Source organism: Sulfitobacter mediterraneus, from assembly GCF_016801775.1.
Taxonomy (GTDB): Bacteria; Pseudomonadota; Alphaproteobacteria; order Rhodobacterales; family Rhodobacteraceae; genus Sulfitobacter; species Sulfitobacter mediterraneus_A.
Map to the genome: position 1 here is coordinate 518,664 of NZ_CP069004.1, position 16,044 is coordinate 534,707.

General features: G+C 58.4%; 15 protein-coding genes. 6 read left to right on the plus strand and 9 right to left on the minus strand.

Going from position 1 to position 16,044, the window contains the following annotated elements; translation table 11 throughout:
* Nucleotides 1-115 precede the first annotated feature (115 nt).
* Complete coding sequence (locus JNX03_RS02465; protein ID WP_203210882.1) at nucleotides 116-706, plus strand: DJ-1/PfpI family protein; 591 nt, start codon at nucleotides 116-118, stop codon at nucleotides 704-706.
* A 92-nt stretch (nucleotides 707-798) separates the two neighbouring features.
* Here JNX03_RS02465 and ccoP read toward each other — a convergent pair whose 3' ends face one another.
* From ccoP to ccoN, 4 genes are read right to left on the minus strand one after another with little or no spacing between them, the layout of a single operon-like run.
* Nucleotides 799-1,698, minus strand: coding sequence for a cytochrome-c oxidase, cbb3-type subunit III (ccoP, locus tag JNX03_RS02470; RefSeq protein ID WP_203210883.1), 900 nt, complete (start codon nucleotides 1,696-1,698; stop codon nucleotides 799-801).
* On the minus strand, nucleotides 1,695-1,919 hold the full coding sequence (locus JNX03_RS02475; protein WP_203210884.1) for a cbb3-type cytochrome c oxidase subunit 3: 225 nt from the start codon (nucleotides 1,917-1,919) through the stop codon (nucleotides 1,695-1,697). Before JNX03_RS02475 ends, ccoP begins: the two co-directional genes overlap by 4 nt.
* 14 nt (nucleotides 1,920-1,933) lie before the next feature.
* Nucleotides 1,934-2,689, minus strand: a complete 756-nt coding sequence (gene ccoO, locus JNX03_RS02480; protein WP_203210885.1) for a cytochrome-c oxidase, cbb3-type subunit II — start codon at nucleotides 2,687-2,689, stop codon at nucleotides 1,934-1,936.
* 11 nt (nucleotides 2,690-2,700) lie between these two features.
* Nucleotides 2,701-4,305 carry a cytochrome-c oxidase, cbb3-type subunit I gene (gene ccoN, locus JNX03_RS02485; protein ID WP_203212106.1) on the minus strand — a complete coding sequence of 535 codons (1,605 nt, stop codon included), beginning with the start codon at nucleotides 4,303-4,305 and terminating at the stop codon, nucleotides 2,701-2,703.
* Nucleotides 4,306-4,499: 194 nt separating this feature from the next.
* Here ccoN and JNX03_RS02490 point away from each other — a divergent pair, with 194 nt between their 5' ends.
* Nucleotides 4,500-5,339 (plus strand): universal stress protein, encoded by an 840-nt coding sequence (locus tag JNX03_RS02490; RefSeq protein WP_203210886.1) that lies wholly within the window; start codon nucleotides 4,500-4,502, stop codon nucleotides 5,337-5,339.
* Between the two features lie 4 nt (nucleotides 5,340-5,343).
* On the opposite strand, the gene fnrL is transcribed toward JNX03_RS02490, so the two are convergent.
* The 3 genes from fnrL to JNX03_RS02505 all read right to left on the minus strand — a co-directional run bounded on the left by fnrL (nucleotide 5,344) and on the right by JNX03_RS02505 (nucleotide 9,595).
* The gene (gene fnrL, locus JNX03_RS02495; protein WP_203210887.1) at nucleotides 5,344-6,090 is read right to left on the minus strand and encodes a transcriptional regulator FnrL; all 747 of its coding nucleotides are present in this window, start codon (nucleotides 6,088-6,090) and stop codon (nucleotides 5,344-5,346) included.
* A gap of 119 nt (nucleotides 6,091-6,209) precedes the next feature.
* Nucleotides 6,210-8,477: a mechanosensitive ion channel family protein gene (locus JNX03_RS02500; protein ID WP_203210888.1), complete on the minus strand. Its 2,268-nt coding sequence runs from the start codon at nucleotides 8,475-8,477 to the stop codon at nucleotides 6,210-6,212.
* Nucleotides 8,474-9,595, minus strand: a complete 1,122-nt coding sequence (locus JNX03_RS02505) for a 2Fe-2S iron-sulfur cluster binding domain-containing protein (protein WP_203210889.1) — start codon at nucleotides 9,593-9,595, stop codon at nucleotides 8,474-8,476. The genes JNX03_RS02500 and JNX03_RS02505 overlap by 4 nt, the downstream gene beginning before the upstream one ends.
* A gap of 188 nt (nucleotides 9,596-9,783) precedes the next feature.
* On the opposite strand from JNX03_RS02505, the gene JNX03_RS02510 reads away from it, so the two are divergent.
* From JNX03_RS02510 to choV, 3 genes are all read left to right on the plus strand, one after another.
* Complete coding sequence (locus tag JNX03_RS02510) at nucleotides 9,784-10,707, plus strand: choline ABC transporter substrate-binding protein (protein ID WP_203210890.1); 924 nt, start codon at nucleotides 9,784-9,786, stop codon at nucleotides 10,705-10,707.
* An 85-nt stretch (nucleotides 10,708-10,792) separates the two neighbouring features.
* Nucleotides 10,793-11,626, plus strand: a complete 834-nt coding sequence (choW, locus tag JNX03_RS02515; RefSeq protein WP_203210891.1) for a choline ABC transporter permease subunit — start codon at nucleotides 10,793-10,795, stop codon at nucleotides 11,624-11,626.
* Nucleotides 11,623-12,639: a choline ABC transporter ATP-binding protein gene (choV, locus tag JNX03_RS02520; protein WP_203210892.1), complete on the plus strand. Its 1,017-nt coding sequence runs from the start codon at nucleotides 11,623-11,625 to the stop codon at nucleotides 12,637-12,639. Before choW ends, choV begins: the two co-directional genes overlap by 4 nt.
* Before the next feature lie 229 nt (nucleotides 12,640-12,868).
* On the opposite strand, the gene JNX03_RS02525 is transcribed toward choV, so the two are convergent.
* Both JNX03_RS02525 and JNX03_RS02530 read right to left on the minus strand, forming a co-directional pair.
* Complete coding sequence (locus tag JNX03_RS02525) at nucleotides 12,869-14,113, minus strand: APC family permease (protein ID WP_231024127.1); 1,245 nt, start codon at nucleotides 14,111-14,113, stop codon at nucleotides 12,869-12,871.
* A 338-nt stretch (nucleotides 14,114-14,451) separates the two neighbouring features.
* Nucleotides 14,452-15,156 carry a winged helix-turn-helix transcriptional regulator gene (locus JNX03_RS02530; RefSeq protein WP_203210894.1) on the minus strand — a complete coding sequence of 235 codons (705 nt, stop codon included), beginning with the start codon at nucleotides 15,154-15,156 and terminating at the stop codon, nucleotides 14,452-14,454.
* A gap of 150 nt (nucleotides 15,157-15,306) precedes the next feature.
* On the opposite strand from JNX03_RS02530, the gene mddA reads away from it, so the two are divergent.
* A complete protein-coding gene (gene mddA / locus JNX03_RS02535; RefSeq protein ID WP_203210895.1) occupies nucleotides 15,307-16,044 on the plus strand; it encodes a methanethiol S-methyltransferase in 738 nt (245 codons plus the stop codon).

Below are 16,044 nucleotides of genomic sequence, written 5' to 3' on the forward strand. Positions count from 1 at the left end.
TGACAGCCTGCGTCAGCAGACCGCAGTCGGGGGCCGAAACGGCAGGTTCTTTACTGGACGCAGATCCATTGGGCTGTCACACCCAAATCAATTAACGCATTGAAAGGACAAAATAATGCACAAGGTTGCGGTACTGCTTTGCGATGGATTTGCCGATTGGGAATATGCTTTGATCGGGGGCACGGGTGGGCCATTCTATGGGCTTGAGATACAATATGTCACACTGGGCGGGGCCTATCTGACCTCGCAAGGCGGAATGAAGGTTGAGGTGGACAATACCCTGGCTGATCTGGCGCGATTGCGGCCCCGTGTGATTGCCGTGATCGGCGGCACAATCTGGGAAACGGACCACGCGCCAGAAATCTCAGAGCTGCTGCGCCATCATCATCAAGATGGCGGCACGGTGGCCGGGATCTGTGGCGGTACCTTGGCATTGGCGCGGGCAGGGCTATTGGACAACTGTGCCCACACGTCCAATGCACCGGCGTTCCTGACAGACAATGCACCAAGTTACTCAGGGCAGGGCCACTATCTGCCTCAACCCGCGGCCGTAAGCGACGCCAGCGTGATCACCGCCCCCGGTACAGCGCCGGTCAGCTTTGCCGCCGAGGTGTTTCGTGCGGCAGGTCTGGCTGCAGAGGCCGTGATGCAATTCAGGACGATGCTGGCCGCAGAGCACAACACCGACATTACCGGACGAACATAAAAAAAAGGGGTGCCCCTCCTCAGGCACCCCTTCCTTTGCGCGCGGTTTGGTGCGAACAGAACCGCAAGCGCAAAGTCTCTTGTGGCTTGGTCTCAGTTTGCGGGTTCTTCGCCGCCGCCAAGCTGGTGAACATAGGCTGAAACAGCCTGCACCTGTGCCTCTGTCAAACGCGAACCCCATGGGGGCATCACGCCGAACCGGGCATTTGTGATGGTGTCTGTCAGTGCCTCGCGGTCACCGCCATAAAGCCAGATCGCATCCGCCAGATTTGGCGCACCCTGATCACGGTCGCCAAGGCCAGCGTCGCCGTGGCAAGAGGCACAATTGTCCGCGTAAAGCTCGGCCCCCGGTGCCGCGACAGCCGCGTCAAATTCTTCGCCCGACAAGGACCGAACATGTTCGACCAATGCGGTGATTTCCTCTTTCTCCAGCAGCTCACCAAAGGCGGGCATCTCGGAATAGCGGGCATCATCATCCACATCGTTGCGAATACCGTGGCGGACAGTGTAGGCGATATCTTCCATCGAGCCGCCCCAGAGCCAGTCGTCATCCAGCAGGTTGGGGTAGCCCTTGGCACCCGCCGCCCCAGAGCCGTGGCACTGCGAACAATTGTTGCGGAAGACAGAGGCGCCCGAAGACACGGCATAGCGGAACAGATCTTCGTTCTCGCGCAGGGTGTCCAGATCGGCGCTGGCCAGTTGAGCGTCCCGCGCGGCAGAGGCTTCGCGGAACCCGTCGATATCCCGGGCCACTTCGCCGCGAGTGGAATAGCCCAGCAAGCCCTCGGTCGCACCGTTGATCAATGGCCATGCCGGATAGGCCACGGAATAGCCGATGCCCCAGATGATGGTCAGATAGAAGCACCACAGCCACCAACGCGGCAGAGGGTTGTTCAGCTCCTCGATCCCGTCCCATGTGTGACCCGTGGTTTCGATACCGGTGACGTCGTCAACGTTATCGTTCTTGCCGCTCTTCGTGTTCTGCGCGCTCATTTCGCGTCTCCGATCTGATAGTGTCCGCCCTTTGGGTCGGTGCCATCGGCACCGTCCAGAGATCCGGTCGTGTCATTGCGAAAGGGAATGTTGGCGGTTTCCAGGTGGGTCTTCCGGCTGCCGGGCCGGAAGGCCCAGACAATCACGCCGAGGAAGAACAGCGTCATTGCCAAAAGCATCCAGCTGTCCGCGAATTCCCGCATCCAAGAATAGGTTTCCATCGTGGTCTCCTTTCTTAACGGCTTGCGTCAGGCGTGAAGGTCGAGAAATCGACCAGCGTGCCAAGCATTTGCAAATACGCCACCATCGCGTCCATCTCCGTCAGGCCGGGCTGGCCGTCAAAGTTGCGGACCTGTGCGTTGGGATAGCGCTCCTGCAGACCGTCGTAATCGCTGTCGGGATCGGCCTGAGCGAGGAAGTCCGCCGCCGCATTCTCAACCATCTCATCGGTGTAGGGGACGCCGACGAAACGTTGGGTGCGGATCAGGTCTTCGATGTATTTCGCATCAATCGGGGTACGCGCAAGAAACGCATACTTGGGCATGATCGATTCAGGCACCACGGACTGGGGGTCCATCAGGTGATCCACATGCCAGCCGTCGGAGTAACGGCCGCCGACCCGTGCCACATCAGGGCCGGTTCGCTTGGACCCCCACTGGTGCGGGTGGTCATACATGCTTTCTGCTGCGAGGGAGTAGTGGCCGTAACGGTCCACTTCGTCCCGCATCGGGCGGATCATCTGGCTGTGGCACACATAACAGCCTTCGCGGACATAGATCTCCCGACCAGTCAGCTCCAGCGGGGTGTAGGGCCGCATGCCGTCTACCTCTTCGATGGTGTTTTCGAGGTAGAACAGCGGTGCGATTTCCACGATCCCGCCGATGGTCACAACGGCCAGAGACAGAACCATCAGCAAGGTGGCCGATCTTTCGATCATCGCATGGCGGGCAAGGAAGCCCTTTTTGGGCGCAGTGTTTTGATTATCAGACATGTTTTTGTTCCTTACTCAGCTGGCACACCAACGGGGGCAGTGACTTTCTGTCCTCCGCGGATGGTCATCCACATGTTCCACACCATGATCAGCGCACCGGTGAGGTAGAGAACCCCGCCCAGACCCCGCACGATGTACATCGGGAACTTCGCAGCAACGGTGTCGGCAAAGGAGTTCACGAGGAAGCCCTGTGCATCCACTTCACGCCACATCAGGCCTTCCATGATGCCGGTCACCCACATGGATGCCGCATAAAGGACGATACCGATCGTCGCGAGCCAGAAGTGCCAGTTGATTGCAGACATGGAGTACATCTGCGCACGGCCCCAAAGCTTAGGCGTCAGGAAGTAGAGCGCCGCAAAGGTGATCATACCGTTCCAGCCAAGTGCGCCGGAGTGTACGTGACCGATGGTCCAGTCGGTGTAGTGGCTCAGAGAGTTCACCGCGCGGATCGACATCATTGGTCCCTCGAATGTGGACATGCCGTAGAACGCAAGGCTGATCACGAACATCCGGATGATCGGATCGGTGCGCAGCTTGTCCCAGGCGCCGTTCAGCGTCATCAGACCGTTGATCATCCCGCCCCAGCTGGGCATCCACAGGATGATGGAGAACACCATGCCAAGGGTCGAGGCCCAGTCAGGCAAAGCGGTGTAATGCAGGTGGTGCGGACCGGCCCAGATATACAAGAAGATCAGCGCCCAGAAATGGATGATCGACAGTTTGTAGCTGAACACCGGACGGCCGGCCTGTTTTGGCACGAAGTAGTACATCATGCCCAGGAAACCCGCAGTCAGAAAGAACCCAACGGCGTTGTGGCCATACCACCACTGGGTCATGGCATCCTGCACACCCGAGAACACCTGAATAGAGCGCGAGCCCCAGATGCTGACGGGAACGGACAGGTTGTTGACCAGGTGCAGCATCGCCACGGTGATGATAAAGCTCAGCAAGAACCAGTTGGCCACATAGATGTGCTTTTCCTTACGCTTGATCAGCGTGCCCATGTAGATGAACAGGAACGCCACCCAAACCAGGGTCAGCCAGATATCCACATACCATTCAGGTTCTGCATATTCTTTGGATTGTGTGGCACCCAGCAGATAGCCGGTCGCGGCCAGCACAATAAACAGCTGATAGCCCCAGAACACGAACCAACGCAGGTTCCCGCCCCAAAGCCGCGTGCCGCAGGTGCGCTGCACAATGTAGAACGACGACATGATCAACGCGTTGCCGCCAAAGGCGAAAATCACCGCTGATGTGTGAAGGGGACGCAGACGCCCGAAGTTCGCATAGGGTTGTGCCCATTCGAAGTTCAGCGCTGGAAAGGCCAGCTGAAACGCGATGAACGTCCCGGCAAGAAACCCGACAACGCCCCAAAAGCCGGTGGCAATAACGCCGGCCCGCACCACGTCGTCCATGTATCCGTTTGCGTCGATACCGCCATTGTTTGGCTCGTCTGTGCGCCGAAGCACCCAGATGAACATCCCGGCGGCCACAACCATGATGATCAGCGCATGGATCTGATAAGCCAGATCGCGGCCCCAATCGGCTGCAAGGGCTGCAAAGATCGTAATCAGCCCCAATATGATAAGTTTGAAATAATCAGACGTCATTTTCTGTCCCCTCTGTCCGCCACCAACCCCGAGGAGCGGGAAGGCGCGGTTTGCGTCGTAGAGCAGCATTTGCATCTTGGCCCGCAGATGTTCTTTGATCTGTGTCAAATGCCGCTCGTTTTCTTTTTGGGCGATATCAAAGACAGGGGTCAATGCGACATGCAGGCTGCTTGGGAAATAAAAGGAGAAACAGCATGTCCATTCAGACTGTCACCACTGTTCTGACTGACAAGGAAACAGCCGTATCGCAGATCGAGGCCGCGGCAAGTTTTGCCCGTACCTGTGATGCGCATCTTCAGGTTCTGGCATTGGGCACAGGTCTGGATCAGCCCGGTGTGGTGCAGGGGGCCTTGGACGCGGTGCCGATCTCGGCCAGCCTCGAAGACGGGATGCTCCGGGCCAGAGAACTGGCCGAGGTTGCCCAGCAGGAGCTGGCAAAGGAAGATATCCGCTGGGATGTGGATGAGGTGTCGTCGCTGACCTCGTCGCGCAGCAATGACATCACCCGGCATATCCGGTTCAGCGATCTGGTGATTCAGCAACGGTCCTCTGACAGGGTTGCGGCGGCCCATGTGGCGCAAACGGCGGAAACGGTTCTGTTTGACGGGGATTGCCCGCTTTTGCTGCTGCCCGAAAAGCATGAAATGCTGGCCCCCGCGAAAAAGGTCATGGTCGCATGGGACGAAAGCGCAACCGCACTGCGGGCCGCGCGTCTGGCGCTGCCGCTGCTGCGCCGCGCCAGCAGTGTTTATGTCGCCATTGTCGATCCAGCCAAGGATTCGCCAGACCGGTCAGATCCCGGTGGCGCCTTTGCTCAGTTTCTGGCCCGCCATGATGTCAAATGCGAGGTGATGGTGTTGTCGCGCACCGATGACACGGTTTCGCAGACCATCGAACGCCGTGCGCAGGAGTTGGGCTGTGAACTGGTGGTGATGGGCGCCTACGGCCACTCACGGCTGCGGCAGGCGCTGTTTGGCGGAACGACACGGCATATGCTGGAAAGCGCGGCTTTGCCGGTGTTCCTCGCGCACTGACGTATCAGGTCAGCATCATCCCATCGGTATCGTCCCCGGTTTCGGCCATCAAACCAGCCAGATCGGGGATGGTGATGGTGCGGGTGCCGCCCAACTCGATAATGCCGTCCTTGCGCAGGGCGGTCATCTGGCGGCTGACGGTTTCGATGGTCAGGCCCAGATAATTAGCCATTGCCTCACGCGACATCGGCATTTCAAACGACAGGCCATCTTGAAGTTTCTGCATATGCAACGACGCGGTGCGCCGGCCAATCAAGGACAGCAGACAGGTGATCTTTTCCCGCGCGGTCTTGCGGCCCAAAAGCATCATCCACTCGCGGGCAACTTCCAATTCATCCAGCGTCATCGCCAGCAGGCGCTGTCCGATATGCGGCGTATCTTTGATCATGTTTTCAAAAGGTTTGCGCCGGAAACAGCACAGGGTCACCTTTTGGATCGCGACCACGTCATAGGCCACGGCATCCCGTCCCGGACGGCCAATGAAATCGGAGGGCAACAGCAAACCAACCATTTGGATACGCCCATCCGGCAGGGTACGAGAAAGCGTTGCCGCACCTGACACAACGGATGCGACGAAATGCATCTCGTCGCCCTCAAACATGATCGACTGGCCCGCATCAAAGGTCCGGTAATACTTGATATCTTCAAGCCGGCTTAACTCATGCGGCTCGCAGGTCGCGCAAACAGCACGATTGCGAATGTTGCAATCTGAACAGGCCATGAAATCCGAGCTGGATTGCGCCAGAGTCATAAGGAGGTCTTTCGTTCGCTAAAAGTCTAATAGTTCTAACATCAAGACAGCCACAAGCAAAGCCTCATCGGTGCGTCATTCTCGCCCTCATCACAAAGGGAGTTGGCACCACAGGGCGATCACGGCTCATCCGGGATCGGCGCCTTGGGGCCAAGTTGGGTTTCCGTGGCCTGCTGGGCGGCGGCTGCGACCGCCGTGCGTTCCTCTTCGGTCATGTTGTCAGATCCGGCCACTTCGACCTTGACGTTTCGCTCGGCCATGCGGATGCCGTTGGCTTCAAAGGCATCGCGCACCATCTGGTAGGCATCGCGCCGCACCAGCCATTGCTCGCCAGGGCGGGTCATGAACTTGACGCCCACCACCATGTTAAACTCTTCCATCCGCCGCACACCTTGGGACTTGAGCGTTTCGATAATGCTGTGACCGTAGAATTCGTTCTCGAGCATCTCCGCGCCAATCTTTTTGATCAGCTTCTTGACCAGCTTCAGGTCGGTCTCGAAGGGCACGCGGAATTCCAGCTTCATGATCACCCAATCACGCGAATGGTTGGTCAGATGACGCAATTCGCCAAAGGGCAGGGTATGAACTGCGCCTCTGTGATGGCGGATCTGCAGGGACCGGATCGAGATTTTCTCCACCGTGCCGCGGAGCTGGTCAATTTCGACATATTCGCCAACCCGGAACGCATCATCGACAAGGAAAAAGATCCCCGAGACCACATCCTTGACCAGTGACTGCGCACCAAATCCGATGGCGATGCCCAACACGCCCGCACCGGCGAGGATCGGCGCGATGTTAACGCCCAGCGAGGACAGCACAGACATCGCCACCATCACCAGCAACGTGACCATCAATGTGACCCGCAGCAACGGCAGCAAGGTGGCCATCCGCGCCTCTGGCCCCGGCGCTGTACCCGGTTCGGGCGGGCGGTAGGCGGCCAATCTGCGGTCAATGGCCGAACTGGCCCAGACCCAGACCAGGTCCGCCAGCAAAAGCGCCACCGCGCTGTCGATCAGCACCCGCAGGGCGCGGCCCGAGAATGTCGGCGTTGCCGCGCGTTCAAAGACCCGCAAGTCCCAGACCAACGCCAGAATGATCCCGACCGCAAACAGCGCCACAAAACGCACCAACCGCTGCGCCAGCGGGCGATAGCTTTCGTAAGGATGATCGGGCAGGGGCGCGTCTGTCTCTTCGGCCGGTTCTTCCTGGGCGGCTTCAGCCAGATCGCCTGCGTCTTGCGGCGCGGCATCAGGGTCGGGCGCTTCAATGCGGATCACCTCAGCTTTGGCGCGGTCAAAACTGTCATCCACCCAAAGCCGCAGCAAACGCAGACCGGGCACCAAGAGACCAAGCAGTGCAAAGCTCCACATCAAGGGGGGCAGATCAAGCAAAAGCGCGGCGTAGACCAGAACCGCCAGCACGCACAGATAGACCCGCCAAAGCCGCTGTGTGCGGCTGCGGGGCAGGGCGAGGATTGCCCCGATCTTGTGAAAACCATAGATCACTGCGGCCAGGGTCAGAACCAGCGCCAAAGTAGCCAGCGCAAGGCTCACGCCCAGGGCTTGCGGCGTCTGTCCGCCGCTGCCGGTGATGCGCCCAAAGACATCTGCCATAGACGCGGCGAGCACGAAGAACCCGGCCAGACAAAGGAGCAGTTTGGACAGGAATTTGGCCACCGGATTGGACAGCGGCAGCAACCGCAACTCCTCGACCGAGGGGGCCAGAAACAACACCAGCACCGCCCGGATTGCCCGCACGCCAAACACCACAACCAAGAGGTTAAGCACCAAGGTTTCCAATGTCGGCGGCCATGAAAAGGCGGCAAAGGTGCCAATGCTGCCAACCGCAAAGATCGCCAAACCGGTCAAGGTGATCAACGACCGCAAGGTTGCCGCCGTCACCCGTTCGCGCACGGTGCTGACGTGTTGCAGCTCAATGCGCAGTTTCACCGGGTTGGTGTATTGCCGGTAAAGCCATTCCAGCCCCGCGCCCACGAACAGAAAAATCATCACAAAGGTCAGGCCGCGCACCTGTTGTGCGGGGGTGACCTTGGTTTGCCAGCGCTCAAGAATATAGGCCGGGGCAGATGGGAAAGCGCGCCATGCCTGCCCCAGATCGCCAATCCGCGCCCGTATGCCGGTCAGAACAGCCTCGGCCTCTTCGCGAAAGGTTGCGCCGTTGTCCTCGGCGATCACTTCGGCGGTGTCCGCCTGAGCGGTCAGCCATCCTTGAATACGCGGATCGGCCAGCAGTCGGGTGAATTCGTGCAGATCATTGGCGGAAGGGGCATCAACGGGCGCAGCACTGGTGTCTTGCGCGTTGGCGGGGACGCCCGCCAAGGACAGGCCCAAACACAGCGAAAGGGCGCGGATCAGGCGGATCATCATGCAGGCACCTCATCGGTATGCCGCGCCGGTTCTGCCACGCGGGGGCTGTCAAAACTGAAATCCGGCGGAAACACCCGTGCGACGGTCAATTCGGTGCCATGCTCAAGTGGCAGTTGGCAGGCCAGCCGCACGTCATCGCCCTTGTTGATACGGTCCAGCGTCATCTGCTCCAGCGGGGTGGGCGGTGGCGGCGGATTGCCTGCCACATCGAGAATGCGCACCGCGCAGGTGCCGCAGCGCCCGCGCCCGGAACACAGGTTGGCATGGGGCTGATCGGCGCGGCGAAACCCGTCCAGAAGGCTTTGACCCGTCAAGGGGGCAATCCGCCCGATATCTTCGGTGGTCACTGTCACCCGCACATTCTGCGCCAGCCAGTTGCGCAAACCGCGCCCCGCCAGCACCAGCGCAGCCAGCCCAGCAGACACCCAGATCACCCAGTTTGTGACAGTCTTGATCAGGCCGAAGGGGATCGGTGCCACGAAAGCCGGATCGCGGATCAATTCCGGCCCCGCGCCCTCGGCCAGCACGATCCGCCCGGCCTGCGCAAACCCGATCAACGCCAGAACCGGCACTGCCACGGCCATTGGGTAAAGCCAGGGCAAATACCCCGCTGCCGCCCGCTTGGCGCGCAGCCACATGAACAGGCCCGCACAGCCATGTACCCAAACGACCGACAACAGAACCACCTGCGTCAATCCGATGCCCGGATTGCTGAGCCAGAAAATCCGGTTGATCAGGACATAATCCACCAAAACGCCCGATTGCTGCAACATCGACACGCCAATCGCATGGGTGGCGAGTAAGGGCAGAACCGTAAGCCCCGACAAGGCTTGCACCAGATCCTGGGCAGTGCCGGAGATACTTGGCCTTTGGTAAATCGACCACAGCCCGACGAAATAATGCAATAGCAGCATCGTCAGCGTGACATAGGAGGCCGCACCATTGGTCCAGACACCCGAAAGATAGGGGCGCGCAGCATCCATCGCATCCACCGACAGAATGCCAAGGCACAGGTTCAGCAAATGACAGGTCACATAGGCCAGCAGGTAAAGGCCGCTGAACATGCGCAAGTTGCGCAGGGTGGTGCGCTGCGCCGGGCGAGAGGGGGCGTTGCTCAATGGAGTGTCCTTGATCAAAAAACTGCGTCAATATCTCACAGTCTATGATCTGGGACGGGCAGGGCGCAAGCGCGGTGCTATTTGCCGCTGCCCCCCGCGCCGGGGGATAAATCATGTTGCATTGTCAGGTCAGTTGCTTTTTTATTGGCTCATCAATCAATAAAAATCATCTGGGAGTCACCTGAACCATGAAAACCTTGCTTGCGACAACCGCATTGGCGCTGACCATCGGCACATCTGTAGCCGCCGCCTCTTGTGACAAAGTCACCTTCTCCGATGTTGGCTGGACCGACATCACGGCCACCACCGCCGCCGCCAGCGTCGTCCTGGATGCACTGGGTTATGACACCGAAACCAAGATCCTGTCGGTGCCTGTGACCTATACCTCCATGGCAGCGGGCGACATCGACGTCTTCCTTGGCAACTGGATGCCCACAATGGAAGCGGACATTGCCCCTTACCGCGAGGCTGGCACAGTCGACACTGTCCGCGCCAACCTTCAGGGGGCTAAATACACATTGGCCGTGAACAAGGCTGCCGCCGACATGGGCATCACCTCCTTTGACGCCATCGCCGCCAAAGGCGAAGCGCTGGATGGCAAGATCTATGGTATCGAGGCAGGAAATGACGGCAACCGTTTGATCCAGTCGATGATCGACGACAACGCCTTTGGTCTCAAAGACTTTGAAGTTGTGGAATCTTCCGAACAGGGGATGCTGGCACAGGTGGCCCGCGCCAACCGCAAGGGCGATCCGGTTGTCTTTCTCGGCTGGGAACCACACCCGATGAACGCCAACTTTGAGCTGACCTACCTTGAGGGCGGCGATGATTTCTTTGGTCCCGATCTGGGCGGCGCGACCGTTTATACAAACACCCGCGCCGGCTATGCCGCGGAATGCCCAAACGTTGGCAAACTGCTGGGCAACATGGAATTCACGCTGGCCATGGAAAACGAAATCATGGGTGCCATTCTGGATGATGGCAAAGATCCAGAAGAGGCCGCCACAGATTGGCTCAAGGCCAATGCATCGGTGCTCGACGGCTGGCTGGCAGGGGTCACCACCAAGGACGGCGGCGACGCGATGATGGCCGCCAAAGACGCGCTGAAGTAAGATCAGCCCACAATCGAAAGATGCCCGTTCTTAACCATAGGACGGGCATCTTTTTTGAATGCACAACAGTTTGGCGGGGGACGCAATGGACTGGCTGACAGAAAACAAAGTGCCAATCGACGACGTCGCAGAGGCGATGTTCGAGTGGCTGCAGATCAATGGCGCGTGGTTCTTTGACGGGCTGGCCTTGCTGATGGAACAATTGATCGACGCGATCCTTTGGGTGCTGCAAACCCCGCATCCGCTGATCATCATTGCGCTGTTTGCCGCGCTCACATGGGTGATCCAACGCAATTGGAAAACCGTGGTCTTTGTTGTGCTGGGCTTTCTGTTCATTCTCAATCAGGACTACTGGGAGGAAACCACCGAAAGCCTGACGCTGGTGCTTTCGGCCTGTGTGGTCTGTATGGGTGTGGGCGTGCCCATCGGCATCGCGGCGGCGCACCGGCCCAAGCTGTACCGTTTCATGCGTCCGGTGCTGGACCTGATGCAAACCCTGCCGACCTTTGTCTACCTGATCCCGGCCATCGTGTTCTTTGGCATCGGCATGGTGCCGGGTCTGATCGCCACGGTGATCTTTGTTTTGCCCGCCCCGATCCGCCTGACGCAATTGGGCATTTCCTCTACGCCCAAGGCGCTGCTTGAGGCCGCTGAAGCCTTTGGCGCCAAGCCAAGCCAGACCCTGTGGAAAATCGAGCTGCCCTATGCGCTGCCGCAGATCATGACCGGGCTGAACCAGACGATCATGCTGTCGCTGTCAATGGTGGTGATTGCCGCGCTGGTGGGTGCGGACGGGCTCGGCGTGCCGGTTGTGCGCGCGCTCAATCAAGTGAACACCGGCCTTGGCTTTGAAAGCGGGCTGATCATTGTCGTGGTCGCAATCATGCTGGATCGAATGTTGCGGGTGGGCGGAAAATGACCAAAGCTGTTGAATTCAATAACGTTTCCATCGTCTTTGGCGAAAAGCCGGGCAAAGCCCTGCCGCTGATGGACGCCGGCCAAAGCCGTGCAGAGATCGAAGCCGCCACGGGGCAGGTGCTGGGCGTGCACAATTGTTCCTTCGAGGTCGAAGAGGGCGAGATCCTCGTGTTGATGGGGCTTTCGGGGTCGGGAAAATCGACGCTGCTGCGGGCGGTCAACGGGCTGAACCCCGTGGTGCGCGGCAATGTCACCGTGAACGATGGGGCGTGGTCCTGCGATGTGCAGGGCTGCTCCCCCGCGGATTTGCGCCGGGTGCGCCGCGAATGCGTATCCATGGTGTTTCAGCAGTTTGGCCTGCTGCCCTGGCGCAGCGTGCGCGACAACGTGGCACTGGCGCTGGAATTGTCGGATGTGCCCAAGAAAGAACGCCTTGAGCGTGCAGACAAACAACTGGCCCTTGTGGGCCTGTCCGATTGGGCGGACCGCAAAGTGGGCGAATTGTCGGGCGGTATGCAACAACGCGTGGGCCTCGCCCGCGCTTTTGTCACCGAAGCGCCGATCCTGTTGATGGATGAGCCGTTCTCGGCCCTTGATCCACTGATCCGCACCCGGCTTCAGGACGAATTGCTGGACCTGCAACGCGATCTGAAACGGACGATCATTTTTGTCAGCCACGATCTGGACGAGGCCTTCAAGCTGGGCGGCCGCATCGCGATCATGGAAGGGGGGCGCATCGTGCAACTGGGCACCCCGCGCGAGATTTTCTCAAACCCCGCGTCAGAATATGTGGCGGATTTTGTGGCGAATATGAACCCGCTTGGCGTTCTGACGGCAAGGGATGTGATGGGGGCGCAGACCGGTTCCGCATCCGCCGAAGTTCCGGCCGAAACGCCCGTGGCCGACCTGATTGATAAACTCAGCGGCGCACAGACCGCTCTGAACGTCACGGACACCATAGGCACCGTCGGCACCGTTACCGCGCAAAGCATTGTTGAGCGCCTCAAAGGTTGATCACCTGCCCATCTTGAACCATTTGCCTTGGCCAGAGGGGCCGAGGCAGACCAGGCTGGCCTTAGAACAGCAGGCCAGCGTTCGCGATGTGTTCAGAACAATGAGAAACGGCGCAACCCGGTGTCTCCAAATCCGCATGGGTTCAATCCTCGCCTTGAGCCTTTGAGTGCCGCGCGGCCCAGATTCCCCGAGCAAAAGTAGCGCACAGCGGCCGGACCTGTTGCATCTTTCAGATCTCGCTTCCGACGAGGGACGCACCGATCAATAGTCCCAGGCAAAGTATCGCACCGACAATGGGCAATAGGATAGGCACCTTGAACGTACCTGCCGGTGCAGGGGCATGCCGGAGCTTCATCCACACCAGTGCCAGGTTGATCAAAACAAAAATCGCCAAGAGCACTTCGGACGATGTTTCCACCAGTTTATCCAGAGGGATCATTGTTGCCATAACCAACACCGCTGTTGCGACCAGTATTGTTGCTCTGAGAGGGGTTTGCGTGCGCGGGGATACAACGCCGATCCAAGCTGGAAGCCGACCCTCCTGTGCCATGCCGTATGCCACTCGCGCGGCCATGATAAGGATGATCACAACACCGTTCATGGTCGCGACAATTGCGATCAGGGTAATGGCAAGCGGGGGCAGTCCGGTCAGGCTTTCAAAGAGCAAGCTGATAGGTGCAGATGTGCCCGCGAAACCCTCGGCAGAAACAGTCTGCGTTGCGACAAACGATACCAAAATATAGAGCACAGTTACCACGAATAGCGTGATACCAATGGCCCATGGCATGATCTTGGATGGGTTCCTGGCTTCCTCGACAAGATTGACGACGTCGTCAAAACCAATGAATGCAAAGAATGCGATCATGCTCGCGGCCAACACGCCAGAAAGGGCCGCACCATCCGATGCCGGGGGCATAAGTGAAGATGGCAACGCGCTTATGCTGCCCGGATCGCCAACAAGCCCAAAGACGATAATGACCACGAGGCCTATAACCTCCACCAATGTCATCGCACCCGCTATGGCCACGGATTCCCGTATGCCCCATGCTGCGATCGTGGCCATCGAAAGGACGATGGAGACCACCAGCACTTCTTCTGGCAGATGTATCAACTCTCCGACATAGCCTGCTGCCCCCACCGCGATCGCCGAAGCTGCGACCATCGCTTCGACCAGAACAGCAAGGCCGACCAGTATCGTCAGCCAGGGAAGACCAAATGACCGTTCGACATAGACCGCTTCGCCCGCGGCCTGTGGAACCCGCCCGGACAATTCGGCAAAGGAGGCCGCCGTAAATCCCATTACGATGGCGGAAAGCAAAAATGCGGCAGGTGCATATGAGCCCGCACGCACAATCGTTTCACCAACCAAAACGTAGATGCCAGCACCAATTGTGACGCCAAGGCCATACAGAACAAGTCCGGGCAGGCCTATGGATCGCTTGAGATGTACCGCTTTTCGAGATGTCTTATCCATCGTCGCACCCCCAAGACCGAGCATTGCCCGCAATCGCTTTCATCTTAGGGTTAATCGCATGGCCCACATTGATTTGGGTCAACACATCCGCGCAGCTACGATAGACGCCAGGTGCCCTGATCGGAAAGTTGAGGCGACTGCGCATACAGCGCCGCAGCGTGCGTGCTTGAATTGCCTGTCAATGGCGGTCGGGCATCATGCGTTCGGACAGTAGATTTGAGATGATCGTTCTGGCCCTTTATGCAGGCGGCAGGGAATGGCTGATCGGGGATTACATTGCAGGTTTCTGCGATGCTGCGCATGGCGAAAAGTCCCCAAGCATTACGAGGCCTGAAATGTCACCGCGCAGAAGCAGCAGGCCGCACCCCGACAAGGGGGGACTGGGCCATCCAATCCTGCGCTGTGTTCATAAGATGCCTTGGCCCGTCCAAATAGATGGTTTGGTCATCAACGGCAGGCTGCACACCGACATCGCCCAGCCAGAGTGCGATAAGATTTGCAAGCGGTGCTGTCAGGTATACATCAACATCATGCCCCGGATCATCGGTGCAAAGGTCAACATCATCGTCGTTTACAATCACCCACCAAGTGTTCAGATCCGTGCGGTCGGAAATCTGCACGAGGATCACGGTTTCTCCGTCAGGCAGGCCAGAGGTGTTCAGCGTTCGGTGGAAATCCCACATGAACCCGCCAACATCGCAATCTTGCGCCGCAATGCTGCGTTTTCGCCACCTCATACCCCAGACAGCCATGTTTTCCACTATTGGCCCCAGTTCCCGGCCAGAGCGGGTCAGCTTGTATTCGGTAGCCTGACCAGATGGCGCTGCCTTTCGAATGATGATCTCTGCCGCTTCAAGTGTCTTGAGCCGTTTGCTCAGGATCGATGGGGACATTCTGGGGATGGCCTTTTGAAACCGGCTGAACCTTGTGGTTCCCAAGAACATCTCGCGCAGCAACAAGAGGGTCCATTTGTCGCCCAATAGATCTGCCGATGCCATTGCCGGGCAGAGGCTGCCTGATAGGTTCTTAGATTTTTTATCCATCCATGATGCCTATAGTGCGCGTGGGGGGCTGGCTACTACGGATTCAGTAGTCGTTTGGTACATAATCCGGAGTATCTCCAACCCTTTCCAGCGCCCATCCTTGAAGTAAGCCCGAATTCACGGGTGGTGCCGCAATGCAAGGAACCTGCCATGGGCCGATCACTGACATTCATTTATGGCGTCGCCGCCTACGTCATCTTTTTAGTAACGTTCCTGTACTCCATTGGTTTCGTTGGAAACATTCTGGTGCCCAAATCCATTGATTCCGGGGTGCAGGGGCCGGTTGCAAGATCGCTGATAATCAATCTGGCACTGTTGTCTGTCTATGCCCTGCAACATAGCGTCATGGCGCGTCCCGCTTTCAAACGCATCTGGACAAAAGTTATCCCCAAAGCCGCCGAACGCAGCACCTATATCATGATGACCTGCGTTGCGATGATCCTGATCTTTGTGTTCTGGCAGCCGCTGCCGGCGCCAGTATGGCATATCAACACTCCGATCATCGCAGCGGTGCTGACCACATTGTTCTGGGTCGGCTGGCTGGTTGTTCTGGCCTCGACTTTCATGATTGATCACTTTGATCTGTTCGGCCTCAAGCAAATCTATGCAAATTTGAAAAGGCGCACGGCGACGCAACCTGGGTTCATCAAATTTGGCCTGTACAAAGTGGTGCGCCATCCCATCATGACCGGGTTTCTCATTGCCTTTTGGGCAACGCCAACCATGTCAGTCGGGCATCTGCTGTTTGCAGTGGTGACCACGGGATACATCGTCATCGCTGTACTCCATCTCGAAGAGAGGGACTTGGTTGCCCAAATCGGTGAGGACTACCGTACCTATCAACGTGAGGTTCCCGCGTTTGTGCCCGGACTTGGACGGGGGCGATAA